Genomic DNA, 13649 nt, shown 5'->3' with positions numbered 1-13649 from the left:
GCCGGTGCTTTCCTGGGGGTGGGGACCGGTGTGGCCGTTGGCGCCGGGGCACGCGGGCTGATAATGCCGGAGCATGAAACGGGTGCGCACGAGGCCGTATCCGCGCAGCAGATGCTGACCACTCAAACCGTGAATTTTTACGGCGATAAGCAAGCCGGAATTATGACCCCGGCACAGGCTCATGCGCGTTTTATTGCTCTTGATCTGAACGATGGGCTGGAAGCCCCCGGGGTGCAGCGTCTGTTGAGGATTTTGACCTCCGATGCGGCCGCCCTGACTGCAGGGCAGACTCCGCTGACAGATCAGGAACCTGAGCTTGTGCAGGCTCCCGCACATTTGACTATCACATTCGGGTTTGGCGAAAAGATTTTTGATATTGTGGCACCCGCCAAAAAACCGGCGTGGCTTAAACCTCTCCCAGCGTTCCCGAAGATCGACCAACTGCAGCAGAAGTGGAACGGCGGTGATCTGTTCCTGCAGATTTGTGGGGATAATCTGCTGACGGTCTCGCATGCCCAGCGGATGCTCACCAAAGACACCCGCTCCTTCGGGCGTATCCGCTGGGTGCAAGAGGGCTTTCTGAGCGCCTTCGGTACCGGTCAGGGCACTCCGCGTAATCTCTTCGGCCAGGTAGACGGCACCGTGAATCCGGTCGAAGACCCTCACGAGACACCTGGGCGCGGCGGCGGGTCGGCACACGAGATCGTGTGGGGCGAGGGGAACGCTGAGCAGAACTTCCCGCAGGCCTGGGAACCGGGCGGTACCTCCGTGGTGATTAGGCGCATCCACATGAATCTGGATACTTGGGATGAGGTCGATACCCCCGCTCGTGAAGACGCTATCGGGCGTAAGCTCTCTAACGGCGCGCCCTTGACCGGCAATGATGAATTTGATGACCCCGACTTTGATAAGCTCGATAATCTGGGCTTTGAGGTCATCGCCCCGTATGCGCATATTCGCCGGGCGCACGGCACCGAGCTTGAGAAGAAACCGTGGGAGCGCATCCTGCGGCGCGGCTATAACTATGACGAGCCGGTCTTTAACGCTTCAGGGTTCTCAGAGCACGGGCAGATCAGCGGCGGCATTTCGGATGCGGGGCTGATTTTCGTGGCCTACCAGGCAGATCCGGTGGCGCAGTTTGTGCCTATTCAGAAACGGCTTGAACAACTGGATATGCTTAACACATGGACGGTTCCGGTGGGATCAGCCGTGTTCGCAATTCCTGCCGGGGTACGTGAGGAAGGCGGGTATATCGGCGAAAGCCTTTTCACCTAGCCGTCCAGAATTTACGTGCATACCTAACATGCACCATCGCACACACCACAGATGAAAAAGAACTATGGCTACTACGTCTTCACAACCGCAGAAAACCGAGACTGACCCTCAGCGCGCCGCCGTGCGCCCCGGGCTGTCCGCGCCCTGGATTACCGCCTATGTTGGGGTCGGTCTGCTGACTCTGCTGGTCTCGTTAAGGCTAACCCTGGCGAACTCGGGAACCGAGCTTGCCGATGCTGGCGGTTTTGTGCGCTGGGCGCTGCCTATTTCCGAGGTTATTCATAATTTCTCGATGGCGACGACCATGGGTGCGCTGATCTTCGCGATGGGCATTATTCCCCGCTATGCAGCCGATGCCGCCGGAACACACCGAGGCAAACGCACCAGGAAAAACGCTGTCGAAAAAGAGTACAAGCCATTTGCCGATGTGCTGAACCTTGCCGCCGCCTCCGCCGTGCTGTGGACTCTTGCGGCGCTTGCCGTCTTGATTCTTTCCTATGCCGATATTTCGGGGCGACCCATTGGCTCTGGCACCGATTACGCTAGTGAGCTCATCAGTTATATCACCACCTTAGATGCGGGTAAAGAAAAAGGTATGACCGTCGTGGTCGCCGCCGTGGTCGCCACCGCCTGTTTCGGGGTACGCTCGCTTATGGGACTGTTTTTCATCTTCATGATCTCGCTCGTTGGTATCGCGGATATGGCGCTTTCGGGGCATTCCTCGGGCGGGCAGGACCATATGGGTGCCGTCAACTCCCTGGGGTTGCACCTGCTGGGGGTGAGTATCTGGTGCGGTGGGCTGATCGCGCTAGCGTTTATCTCGCGTAGTATTTCGGGTAAGGATGCGGGCACCGGCACCATTGTTGAGGCACACCGCGGCGAACACACGGCGGTATCTCGTCGCGTGCCGATGGCCCAGGCGGTACTGCGCCGCTACTCGCTGCTTGCCCTCATTGGGTTCATTCTCGTGCTGCTCTCGGGTATTACGAACGCCGGGGTGCGCATGTCATCGTGGCGGGATTTAGGCACCGACTACGGTAAGATTGTGCTGCTTAAACTGGGGTTAACGCTTCTGCTCGGGGTAATCGGGGCAGCGCATCGGCTTTATCTGATTCCCGCGCTCTCTGCCGGTAAGATGAATGGTACGCGTGCCCTGTGGAGCGCCATCTCTGCTGAGCTCGTGATCATGGGGGCAGCCTCCGGACTGGGGGCTTCGCTCTCACGTACACCGCCGCCGGTTCCGGAAACTCTCGCGCCGGATGCCACGCCGGTGCGCATTATCACCTGGTACGATATGCCGCCCGAACCGCATTTTCAGCGTTGGTTCACCGAGTGGCGTTGGGACTGGTTCTGGGTTGCTGTGCTGGGGTATCTGGCGATTGTATATCTGTGGGCGTTCGTGAAGGTACGTCGTGCGGGTGACTCTTGGCCCGTGATGCGCGCTGTCTCCTGGATTTTAGGGCTGCTCGTGCTGAACTATATCACCTCCGGTCCACCCGCTGTATATTCGCGTGTGCTGTTTTCGGTGCATATGTTTGAGCATATGGTGCTTACGATGGTCGTGCCGATTCTGCTCGTATTGGGCGCGCCCGTAACACTGCTGCTTAAGGCGCTGGAGCCGCGCCAAGACGGTACGCGAGGCCCTCGTGAGTGGATTGTGCGCATCGTGCATTCGGGGTGGTCGAAAGTTGTTACACACCCCATTTTTGCCGCCGTAAACTTTGCGGGATCGATTATTATCGTCTATTTCACGCCGCTTTTCGGGGTGATGCTGCGGTACCATATCGGGCACGAATTCATGATGATTCACTTTACGCTCACGGGCTATATCTTCATGCTGGTGCTTATTGGTATTGACCCGATTCCGCACCGCCCCGAGTACCCGATGCGTCTGATTATGCTGATTGCAACCCTGGGGTACCACGCCTTCGTCGGCATATCGATCATGAACTCCAAGGCGCTCCTGGAAGCTTCTTGGTTCGGCAATTTGGGGCGCACTTGGGGTTTGTCGGCGCTGGACGACCAGAAGATGGGCGGCGCGCTCATGTGGGGTATCGGTGAAATTCCGACCATGATCGTGGCGATTGCGGTGGGCTTCCAATGGTCTATGGCAGATAAGAAACTTGCTGCACGCATTGACCGGCAGGCCGACCGTGATGGGGACGCCGAACTGAATGCCTACAACGAGATGTTTGAGCGCCTGCATGAAGAGGATGCGCGCGACAGCTCCTAAACGACTTTCATTCATTCGCTCTTCCAAGCCCCTCGCGAACGCGATCAAGCTACCTTCGTAGTTAAGCTTTGTCATTGGTGACCGCGTGTGGTGTACCCGCAGCAAAGCCTTTGAACCCGGTCGTTGCTGAACATACTCGCGGCATAAAAATAAAGGGCGTAGGGGGTCCCCAGAGGGGTGCCCCTACGCCACATAAGACGGTATCGGCAGATGAAGCCGTTCGTTATGACTTGAGCGAGTATTCGATGCCGTCGAGCAGAATGGTCATTTTATGCCGCAGCCACTCTAAGGGATCCGAGGTCACCGAATCCCGCAGAATAGTCCGAATCTCTTGACGCTCGGCGGAAGCACCTGGGTCTTGGAAAGACTGCAGGTCGGTTGAGGTGCGCTGCATCTGGTGCTGAATTTCTTCACGTCCAGCGCCGGTTTCAGCAATAAACGCATCGCTGTGTTCAACGCTTCGTCTGCTGTCGATAACCATGTCTAGCAGCATATCGCAGGTGAGAACGGCCTTCTTTGCCGAAAAACCTTGTTTGATGAGAATCACACAAAGCTCTTCGAAAAAGTATGTAGCAATGGGGGGAACGATGCCGCGTGCCACTTCGGTTGCCGCGCCCGGGTATTTCTCAAGGCTGTGCCAGGTATTGAGGGCGTGTGCAGTCAGAACCTCACGCCAGGGACCTTCAAAGGAAGGAACCTCAATACCGGAATAGGCATATTCGAGCCCCATACGTACCAGTTCGTCGCGGTCCGGTGCGTAGCGATATAGGGTGGTTTCCCCTACCCCTAGACGGTCACGAACGGCGGCAAACGTGAGATTGGCAAAGCCTACGTCTAAAACGGTTTTGGCAATCTGCTCACGGGTTAGGCTTGGGGGACGTCCACGGCGGGCTTTGGGTTGGGTCATGGTTGGTTTCCTTGCACGGTGATTGCATATTCATATCTGATAATAGGTCTTTACGAGGCGGAATAAAAATAGCAGTTTGCCCCGGTATCTCAGGGTGAGACAAGAATGAAAATTCTTGTCACCTGATCAAAAAGTCACAGATGTACTAGCCTCGCAGCGTCGCGAGAGCAAGGTTTGCGGGTCCTTCCCCCGAAAAACCGCCTCAAAAACGGTGTGTAGCACTCGGCGCTGGTTAATAAGTCAAGCCTTGCCTTATTTATTAGTATGGGTTAGCTTAAGATTACGGGCATTGTGTGGTCCGATCATAACTGTGAATGAACACACACCATACTTTTGCGTTATATCGCGGTATATGACGCTTTGAACCTCGTATAGCAATGAAGCGGCAACCCCGCAGAAAGAAGGCGCCCCATGGTACAACGTCAGTTCCCCAAGCCCAGCGAACTCAAAGAATTTATGACGTTCAAGAAGCCCAGCCTGGACTTCGCCGGGAACCGCCTCGAAAAAGCCCTCACCATCTATGATCTGCGCAAGATCGCCAAACGCCGCACCCCAGCTGCCGCTTTTGACTATACCGATGGCGCCGCCGAAGGCGAGTTCTCTATGAACCGCGCACGCCAGGCCTTCGAGGATATCGAGTTTCACCCCGGCGTGCTCACAGATGTTTCGACCGTAGACACCACTACCGAGGTTCTAGGCGGTACCTCTGCCATGCCTTTCGGTATCGCTCCCACCGGCTTCACTCGCCTCATGCAGACCGAGGGTGAGATTGCTGGCGCCGGTGCAGCAGGTGCCGCGGGCATCCCCTTCACCCTGTCTACTCTGGGCACCACCAGCATTGAGGATGTGCGCGCCGCAGACCCCAACGGCCGCCTTTGGTTCCAGCTGTATGTCATGCGTGAGCGCGAAATCTCCTACGGGCTGGTAGAACGCGCCGCCAAGGCAGGATTCGATACGCTCTTCTTCACCGTAGATACACCCGTTGCTGGCGCTCGACTGCGCGATAAGCGCAACGGTTTCTCTATTCCTCCGCATCTGACGACGAAGACCCTGCTGAACGCAATTCCGCGCCCCTGGTGGTGGTTCGACTTCCTGACCACGCCCAAGCTGGAATTCGCTTCGCTCTCCTCGACCGGCGGCACCGTGGGCGAGCTTCTGGATAACGCGATGGACCCCTCCATCAACTATGAAGACCTGAAGATTATCCGCGAAATGTGGCCCGGCAAGATCGTGATTAAGGGCGTGCAGAACCTCGAAGATTCTAAGAAACTCGCCGATCTGGGCGTAGACGGCATCCTGCTCTCGAACCACGGCGGTCGTCAGCTGGATCGTGCGCCCGTACCCTTCCACCTGCTCCCGGAGGTTGTGCGCGAAGTAGGGATGGATACCGAGGTGATGGTCGATACCGGCATTATGAACGGTGCCGATATTGTCGCCTCTATGGCGCTGGGCGCGAAGTTCACCCTGATCGGTCGCGCCTACCTGTACGGGCTTATGGCTGGTGGTCGCCGTGGCGTGGACCGGACTATCGAGATCCTTTCCGACGAGGTACGCCGCACCATGAAGCTGCTCCAGGTGCACAACATTGCCGAACTTGAGCCCAAGCACGTAACTCAGCTGCGCCGCCTGCAGCCGATCCCGAAGGCGTAAGCTCTAAAGCTGCATAACCTCCCTTTCGCTAGGGGATGATAAAAGGCTCTTGAGGTGAACAAAGCGTTAGAAACTCTGCTTTGCTCACCTCAAGAGCCTTTTAGTATGTAGGTTGCTTCCTGTAGATGAATATATGATTCAGGGCTACGTACTCTTTGTCATAATGAGGTAATTATTTTTTCCATGTTTACTCAGCGGAGCACTAATGCGGAGGATCTATAATTGATTTCCTCAATTATCTGAACTTCAGGAGTATCTTCATGGCAGCCTCTGAATCAGTGCCGGAACCTCATACTGGTTTTACAGCGAATATCACACGCACAAGGCTACCTGCTTCCTTTACTACCGTGCTTATTGGAGAGTCCTTCTCACTTTTCGGCACTCAGATTTCTTCTGTGATGATTCCTCTTATCGTTGCGATAACGCTTAGCGCAGGAGAAATAACTCTGGGCGTTGTCAGCGCTGTAGGGTGGCTGCCCATTATCTTGATAGGACTTATCGCCGGGGCAATTGTTGATAGACATAGTCGTTGGACCATGATGGTGGTATGTAATATCACACGTGCCGGATTAATTGGGTTGATCCCACTTCTTGCGCTTACGCAGAATCTCACAGTGACAGTTCTCGTAGTTATCTCATTCTGCATGGGGGTCTGTAACGTATTCTTCGATGTTGCTTATCAAACCTATGTCCCCGACATTGTGCCCCGGAATATGCTTGACAGAGCAAATAACAGGTTTGAGCTTATTCGTTCAATGGCTCAGCTTATAGGACCACTTATGGGAGGATTTTTAGCAGCACATTACCGCCCAGAGTACCTAATTACTTTGGATGCAGTAACTTTTCTCATTGCATTTATCGTGTTGCTACTGCTACCAGGTCGTTTCAGGGTTCCATCGGCAATTTCACAGAGAAGTTCGCTGAATACACCCAGTATTATTTCTGATATGATGGCTGGTCTTAAACTTGTATGGCGCACGCCTGTTATTCGTTTGGTCGTACTATCGGGTGCCTTCATTAATATTTTTGAGGCAGGAATAAGCGCCTTATTTGTTCTATATGTTACGCGAACCCTTGGATTAAATTCGTCTGCATATGGTGTTGCTATATCGCTAGCAGGGATAGGTGCTTTATGTGGTGCACTTAGCTACCGTATATGGTCGGAGAAAGTTCAAGAGGGAGCCTGCGTAGGTATTGGCGTGGTGTGGATGGCAGTGGGATCGATTCTTACAGCCGCCGCTATTTTCCCTGGATGGTCATGGATCTGTCTGTTATTGGGACAATTTTGTATTGGGTACGGAAGTCCAATCATGAATATAGCTCTCGTAACTTTACGGCAAAAGATCACTCCCGCTGAAGCGCTTGGACGTGTAAATGCTAGTGCCCGTGTCTGCATCATGAGTAGCCTACCGATAGGCGCTCTCATGATTTCTTCACTTGCAGAAGCAGTGTCAATCTCAACTGCTCTGTGGGTTGCAGGCCTGGGGGAACTTGCGGTGCTAATCATTTTAGGACCACAACTTTTACGGATCCGTATCCAAGAAATTTAGAAAGCAGAATTTGTATGTTTTCTCTTCTTACTGAGGAGTAGTATTGCCAGATAACGTGACGATTGGACCGTGGTTCTATGACAAAATATGACGGCGTATTGCGGGGCGAGTTCATAAACTTTTGTCGCCCGGTGAACACGCCCGCACCGCTGGCATAATAGGGTGAAACGAGCGCACCCTGCTGCTAAGCGGGGTCTGGGTGCGAAACCACAGGGGAGAGAATCGTGAGCGAAACCAGTAACCAGCATTCCGGGCAAGATCATACCGGGCAGAAAACCGTGCGCGTGCGCGCCAGCGAACTCATCGGACGATCCTGGCTCAACACTGGCGAGAAGAGCCTAGACCTGCAGGCTCTTCGCGGCAAAATCGTGATCCTCGACTTCTGGACCCTGTGCTGCATAAACTGCCTGCACGTGCTCGACGAGCTGCGCCCCCTCGAAGAAGAATTCTCGGATGTGCTCGTCACTGTGGGCGTGCACAGTCCCAAATTCGAGCATGAGGCAGACCCGGCAGCGCTCGCCGCAGCCGTAGACCGCTACGACATCAAACATCCCGTACTCGACGACCCCGAACTCACCACCTGGCAGGCTTATACCGCCCGCGCCTGGCCCACGCTCGTGGTCATCGACCCCGAAGGGTATATTGTGGCGCATCTTTCCGGGGAGGGGCACGTGCAGGGGCTTACCTCACTCGTGCGTGAGCTCGTTGCCGAACACGAGAAAAAAGGTACCCTGCACCGAGGTGACGGCCCCTATGTACCCCGACCCAAAACCGAGGGAACATTCGCTTTTCCGGGGAAGGCTATTGAACTCCCCACAGAGTTCGGACCCAAAAACCTGTTCGGCACCGGCTCACGCACCTACCTGGTGTCCGATACCGCTAGGCACCGCATCCTGCAGGTCGCCGAAGACCTCAACACTGTGCTGGCAACCTACGGGGGAGAGGACGGCGAAAAAGGCTACGCCGACGGAACCGGAACTACCGCACGCTTTAACGAACCGCAAGGGCTTGCTTTGGTACCCGCCGAACTTCGTGAAAAACTCGGGTACGATGTGCTGATCACCGACACCGTGAATCACCGGCTGCGCTCGCTGAATCTGCGCACGGGCGAGGTTCGTACCCTTGCGGGCAACGGCGTGCAGCGTGTGATCGATGGAGACAACGCCGTCACGGGCAATGCAAACCATATCCCCGCGGATGCGCCCGCCACTGCTATAGCGCTCTCGTCCCCATGGGATGCGGTCTATTCGCGTGAAGCCGGGCAGTTCGTGATCGCGATGGCTGGCACCCACCAGCTCTTCGGCTACGACCCCGTGTCTGAAATCGTCAGTATTTTCGCGGGTGCCGGGGTTGAAGGGCTGCAGGACGGTACCGCCGAGGATGCATGGTTTGCCCAACCCTCCGGCATTATCGAGGCGCGTGACGGCAGCCTGTGGGTAGCCTGCTCGGAAACCAGCGGGCTGCGCCACGTAACCTTCACGCGGGACGAACACGGACACCAGAGCGTACAGGTGACCTCTGCTGTAGGGTTGGGTCTGTTCGATTTCGGGTTTGTGGACGGCGACTCGCAGACCTCTCGCATGCAGCATCCGCTGGGACTTGCGGAGCTTCCCGACGGTTCTATCGCGGTGGCAGACACCTATAACGGTGCGATTCGCCGCTGGGATCCTGCCGTGAAGGAACTAAGCACCTTACAGCGCGGACTCGCCGAACCTGCCGACCTTCTAGTGGAGCATAGCCCGGGTGAGGATCCCCGCCTGATAATCGTGGAAACCAATGCGCACCAGTTGGTGCGTGCCGCCATTCCGGCGCAGGCGCAAAAAGTGGACGAAGGGGCTATTACAACCGCCCGGCCCGCCACGAAGCTCACCGGCGGAACCCTCGAATTTACCTCGCGGTTTACCGTGCCGACCGGGCAGAAACTCGATACCCGCTGGGGAGACCCGACCCAGCTGAAAATCTCATCCACCCCCGAAAATTTCCTGCTGGACGGTGCCGGTACCTCCCAAGGACTCAGCCGTACCCTCGTGCTCAACCCCGAGATTCAGGAGGCGGTGCTGCACATTACCGCCCGCGCCGCCGCCTGCGACGGTACCCCCGACGGCGATATTCCCGAGCACGCCGCATGCCACCTATACCAGCAGGATTGGGGTATTCCGGTCATCGTCACCGGTGATGCCGCGGATGAGAGCGAACTTGTGCTGGATTTGCGAGGGATTAACTAAGCCAGGGTAAGGGCCCTCAGAAGCTCACGTGCACCGCCGTGCCGTTGCTGACGTTCACTGTCGGTTTGATGGTAAACGGAACTTCCTTCTCAAAAGGCTGCCGCTCGCCCGTGTACAGGTCAAGCTGCGTGAAGGATACCTTGACCTTGCCCTGCGCCTGGTCAGCGCTCCACTCGCCATTCGCGGTGACCGTCACATGCGGATGCGGATACTCCTTGACCGACCAGGTCACCTCGCCATCCACACGCCCGGGGAAAGTGTACTCGAAGGGGCAGCCGCTCGGGTAGAGAGTCTTTTGCTCGGTGCAGGAATTTATGTAATCCTCCACCTGGTGCTGTACGGATTCCCGAGCCTGATCGCTCGCTTTCAAATCGAGCGTGACCTGCGAATTTGCATCCGCTGAGAGCACCTTTTGCGAGTACGGCTGTGCGGTATACACCGTCGAATCATAAGAAATGGAATAGTTTCCGGGATAGAGCACCGGGAACGTTGCCTCACCGTCATCAACCGCAACCTTGCGGGTGTTCACGGTCGCCGCCTGTACGCCCTTAATCGAAACCTTCAGCTCGGGCAGCTCGCCGGGTTCAATCTCCCAACGCGGGAAAAGGCCCCAGTGATCGCCCACATGATGCAGCCTGAAATCGGTGTGTTCCTGTGCGCCGTCCAGGGTGTAGGAGGCTCTCACCGTCGCATGCTCGCCGTCATCGCTGCTTTCCACTACCTCATAGGTAATATTAGACAGCCCCGAAACCGACTTCTTCAGAACCTCACCATCGAGAAGAGAACCGTCGCCCTCAGGTACCCGAGCCCCCAAAATACCGAGCGCATGCGAACCATTACCGTCCTGCAGCGCTCTAAAATACTCCTGAACTTGACCCGTGGGGGTGTAAACCAGCCGATTCAGAGCAAAGAGCGCGCCAAAAGCAAGGGTTACCGACACGAAAACGCCGATAACCCAGGTAGCTAGAACCCGTTCCACGGGAGAAAATTTGTGCATGATTACAGCGTACCGCACCGCGCGGGCGCACCTGACACCGGGCAGATTTATGTACCCGCACGAACCCTCAGGTTTGACACTGCGGGGCGAAAATCTTAGCGTCGGGCAGGTGCGACCGCTAAAGTGGTGTGTATGGCAGAACGCGCACACGAAATTCCCGCCAAATATGGCGATGTTCTAGAACTCTTCCACCCCCGCATGCGATCCTACGGCAGGCGCATCGAGGCGGCGCTCCCGGGAACTATCACCCTCGTCGCCGCGATCGCATTCTTAGCGTATAAACGCCCCGCCTTGCCGTACCTGGTGCTGGTGCTTATCATCTGTTTTTTCGCGGGTCTAAGCCTGTATTCGGTGCTTAAACCCACGATCGTGGCAATCACCAAAACCCATGTGCTTCGCGCCCGAATTTTTGGCTGGCATGCGGTGGAACGTAAAGATATGGACCACACGATCTTCGTGGAAAAGCTCTACAGCAAGAAAGCACACGGGCAAGACCTCAGCAACGTTGTTGCCAAGCTCAAGTACCGCAGCTTCCCGAGCATGTGGGTGCTGGATAAGCAGGGAAAGTCTCTTCTTCGCCTCGATGGTCGCGTGTGGGATGCCAAGACTATGTCTACGGTGGCCTCGAAACTTTCCGACCAGACCACGGTCTATAAAAAAGCGAACGTTCTCGATATTGACCGGCTGCACCACGGCCTGATTACCTTCACCGAACTGCACCCCGGCTGGAAATCGGCCACTATGGCGATTCTCGCAGTACTTATCGTGGCTATATTGGGCGGCGCCGCAATCCTGCCCGAAGACATGGCTCGTTCAATCCACCTGATCCCCTAGAGGCTACGATTCCCGCGTTCTGCACGGGGCGGAAAGAGAAAAAAATGCGGTGGTGCGCATCCTACACAAAACCAGGATGCGCACCACCGCTTTTATCAGCCATAAAGCGTGCCGCCTGAGCGCCGCCTACCGCGAAAGAACCGCCACAATAAACTCGGAACCCTCAGCAAACGGACGCAAATCCCAGGAACTAAACGTCGAATCAATATTCAGCCCGACCTCGCGCGCATCCTCAAGAAACTGCGCAAACGCATAGTCACGACCGGGACCGGAACCGTACCCAATCACGGCACGCCCACCCGGAGCCAGCACCTTCCGGAAATTCTCTAGCACCGGCTTACGGGTTGAACGCGCAAGAAAACCCATCACATTCCCGGCACATACGATCAGCTCAAAACCATCCTCACCGGCATCAGACTCGAACCCGAGAGCCTGCGGCAAATCCACCAAATCAGCCGTAACCCAGGTGGCCTCCGGGCATACGCGGCGCGCCTCATCAATAAGCTCAGGGTCAATATCAACGCCGGTCACCCGATGCCCCAGCGCATGTAGCTGCTTACCCACGCGGCCCGGGCCGGAACCAGCATCCAGAATCTTCGCCCCGCGCGAAGCCAAAGCATTCACCAGGCGAGACTCACCCGCCATATCCTTACCCTCAGCCTCCATAGCCTTAAAACGGTCGATATACCATTGCGAATGTGCCGGATCGTTCTCTTTCTTGATGAGCCAGAGCGACTTTTCGCGCTCGCCGGGGGTGTTAAAACTCAATGCTGACACCGTATTCTCCTCGGTGGTAGATGAATAGATAGCGTGTGTGCAAACGTAGGGGTATCGTACCGCATACGGGTAAGAATGCGCCTCCTAGGGCATCTGCCCGACGGTATTTTGCTCGCTGTGTTCATCCGAGTTTTCGGCGCCGGTGAATTCCTCAATCAACTGATCCATAACATCGGATACATCGGATGCGCCCCGCACCGGCCCGCCCGCCAACAGTCCGTCAGAGCCCAGTACTACCGCCAGTGGGGTGCCGCGGCCGAAAGCGTGCATAGCCGCAAATTTTGGGTCTATCAGCGAGGTAATGCTCTTGGGCACAGACGCTGTCTTTGCGTTGCTCACACTGCTGAAAACAGGATGCAGCTCAAGCTGCGGCAGTTTGTGCGCCCAGCCCGCCAGCTTGTCGAAAATCGACAGGCAAGCGCCGCATGTGGGGGAGACGAAGAACAGCACCCGCGCCTTGAGCTCGGCGAGCTCGCGGATCGAAAAATTCTTGCCGTCGAGCGTATGCAGAGTTGCATACGGAATGGGCATGCGCACATATTCTTCGCCGTCGTCGCGATCCTCATAGACGGGAAGCAGAAGATGGTTATCGTCGCTTTCGCCGAAATCTGGCTTAGCCAATGCCTCGCCGCGCTGTACCGCCCACATGGTGAGGGCGATCAGGGCGGCACCGAGCACCCAGCCCCAATCGGCAGAGTTGAGGTTGTACAGCTCGTAGATAAGTGCTCGACCTGAGCCCAAAGACGCGGCAAAAACCGTAGCTGCGGCTATGGTCAACGCGATATTGCGGATGAGCGTATAGCGGCTCACGGGTGCGGCGGATTTTGAACCGAAACAATTGCACCCCGCGGTGCGGCCGGTGGCAAGTGCCCGCGCAATAACGATCAGGTAGAACAACATGAGCATTACAGAGATGCCCGATACTGTGGTGAAGAGAATGCCCGGCGCTGCGAGCATCCCTAATGCCAGAAGCAGTTCGACCCAGGGGAGTGTGCGCGCGGTGAGCTTCAGCGGAGCAATTTTTTCGAGCCCCAGGTTGAGAATACCCGTGACGGTACTGGAAGGGTCCTTAGCCTTGGCGAACCCGCTCACCGCCAGGGTGATGGCGATCAGCGCCGTACAGAGAAGAAAAGATACATTTGGAAAAGCAGACATGATTCCTTGAAAGTTTGAGTGAGTTTGTGTCTACCACAGATTTTAC

The 13649-nt window shown here is 56.2% G+C and carries 10 protein-coding genes; 6 read left to right on the top strand and 4 right to left on the bottom strand.

The window, feature by feature from the left end:
- Positions 1-12: 12 nt before the first annotated feature.
- A complete protein-coding gene (locus tag HMPREF2756_RS02345; RefSeq protein ID WP_070617946.1) occupies positions 13-1275 on the top strand; it encodes a Dyp-type peroxidase in 1263 nt (420 codons plus the stop codon).
- Positions 1276-1339: 64 nt separating this feature from the next.
- Positions 1340-3508: a bifunctional copper resistance protein CopD/cytochrome c oxidase assembly protein gene (locus HMPREF2756_RS02340; protein ID WP_070617885.1), complete on the top strand. Its 2169-nt coding sequence runs from the start codon at positions 1340-1342 to the stop codon at positions 3506-3508.
- 223 nt (positions 3509-3731) lie between these two features.
- Here HMPREF2756_RS02340 and HMPREF2756_RS02335 read toward each other — a convergent pair whose 3' ends face one another.
- On the bottom strand, positions 3732-4415 hold the full coding sequence (locus HMPREF2756_RS02335; protein WP_004005982.1) for a TetR/AcrR family transcriptional regulator: 684 nt from the start codon (positions 4413-4415) through the stop codon (positions 3732-3734).
- Between the two features lie 411 nt (positions 4416-4826).
- Between HMPREF2756_RS02335 and HMPREF2756_RS02330 the strand changes: the two genes are divergently transcribed.
- From HMPREF2756_RS02330 to HMPREF2756_RS02320, 3 genes are all read left to right on the top strand, one after another.
- A complete protein-coding gene (locus HMPREF2756_RS02330) occupies positions 4827-6065 on the top strand; it encodes an alpha-hydroxy acid oxidase (RefSeq protein ID WP_070617881.1) in 1239 nt (412 codons plus the stop codon).
- A 260-nt stretch (positions 6066-6325) separates the two neighbouring features.
- Positions 6326-7615, top strand: coding sequence for an MFS transporter (locus HMPREF2756_RS02325; protein ID WP_070617879.1), 1290 nt, complete (start codon positions 6326-6328; stop codon positions 7613-7615).
- Between the two features lie 224 nt (positions 7616-7839).
- Positions 7840-9840, top strand: a complete 2001-nt coding sequence (locus HMPREF2756_RS02320) for an NHL domain-containing thioredoxin family protein (RefSeq protein ID WP_070617876.1) — start codon at positions 7840-7842, stop codon at positions 9838-9840.
- 16 nt (positions 9841-9856) lie between these two features.
- Here HMPREF2756_RS02320 and HMPREF2756_RS02315 read toward each other — a convergent pair whose 3' ends face one another.
- Positions 9857-10837: a zinc ribbon domain-containing protein gene (locus HMPREF2756_RS02315; protein WP_070617943.1), complete on the bottom strand. Its 981-nt coding sequence runs from the start codon at positions 10835-10837 to the stop codon at positions 9857-9859.
- A 132-nt stretch (positions 10838-10969) separates the two neighbouring features.
- On the opposite strand from HMPREF2756_RS02315, the gene HMPREF2756_RS02310 reads away from it, so the two are divergent.
- Positions 10970-11671 carry a hypothetical protein gene (locus HMPREF2756_RS02310; RefSeq protein ID WP_070617875.1) on the top strand — a complete coding sequence of 234 codons (702 nt, stop codon included), beginning with the start codon at positions 10970-10972 and terminating at the stop codon, positions 11669-11671.
- Positions 11672-11797: 126 nt separating this feature from the next.
- Here the strand turns inward: HMPREF2756_RS02310 and HMPREF2756_RS02305 are convergent, their stop codons facing one another.
- Positions 11798-12448 carry a class I SAM-dependent methyltransferase gene (locus tag HMPREF2756_RS02305; protein ID WP_070617874.1) on the bottom strand — a complete coding sequence of 217 codons (651 nt, stop codon included), beginning with the start codon at positions 12446-12448 and terminating at the stop codon, positions 11798-11800.
- 84 nt (positions 12449-12532) lie between these two features.
- Positions 12533-13603, bottom strand: a complete 1071-nt coding sequence (locus HMPREF2756_RS02300; RefSeq protein WP_070617873.1) for a TlpA family protein disulfide reductase — start codon at positions 13601-13603, stop codon at positions 12533-12535.
- Positions 13604-13649: the final 46 nt, after the last annotated feature.

Source organism: Rothia sp. HMSC067H10 (assembly GCF_001810635.1).
Classification (GTDB): Bacteria; Actinomycetota; Actinomycetes; order Actinomycetales; family Micrococcaceae; genus Rothia; species Rothia dentocariosa.
The sequence above is the reverse complement of the archived record's forward strand: the minus strand, read 5'-3'. Positions and strand labels throughout refer to the sequence as shown.

Excerpts from the sequence above, each read along its gene's own strand:
- HMPREF2756_RS02310 (WP_070617875.1), top strand. The coding sequence starts at position 10,970 with ATGGCAGAACGCGCACACGAAATTCCCGCCAAATATGGCGATGTTCTA.
- HMPREF2756_RS02330 (WP_070617881.1), top strand. The coding sequence starts at position 4,827 with ATGGTACAACGTCAGTTCCCCAAGCCCAGCGAACTCAAAGAATTTATG.
- HMPREF2756_RS02315 (WP_070617943.1), bottom strand. The coding sequence starts at position 10,837 with ATGCACAAATTTTCTCCCGTGGAACGGGTTCTAGCTACCTGGGTTATC.
- HMPREF2756_RS02325 (WP_070617879.1), top strand. The coding sequence starts at position 6,326 with ATGGCAGCCTCTGAATCAGTGCCGGAACCTCATACTGGTTTTACAGCG.
- HMPREF2756_RS02300 (WP_070617873.1), bottom strand. The coding sequence starts at position 13,603 with ATGTCTGCTTTTCCAAATGTATCTTTTCTTCTCTGTACGGCGCTGATC.
- HMPREF2756_RS02340 (WP_070617885.1), top strand. The coding sequence starts at position 1,340 with ATGGCTACTACGTCTTCACAACCGCAGAAAACCGAGACTGACCCTCAG.
- HMPREF2756_RS02335 (WP_004005982.1), bottom strand. The coding sequence starts at position 4,415 with ATGACCCAACCCAAAGCCCGCCGTGGACGTCCCCCAAGCCTAACCCGT.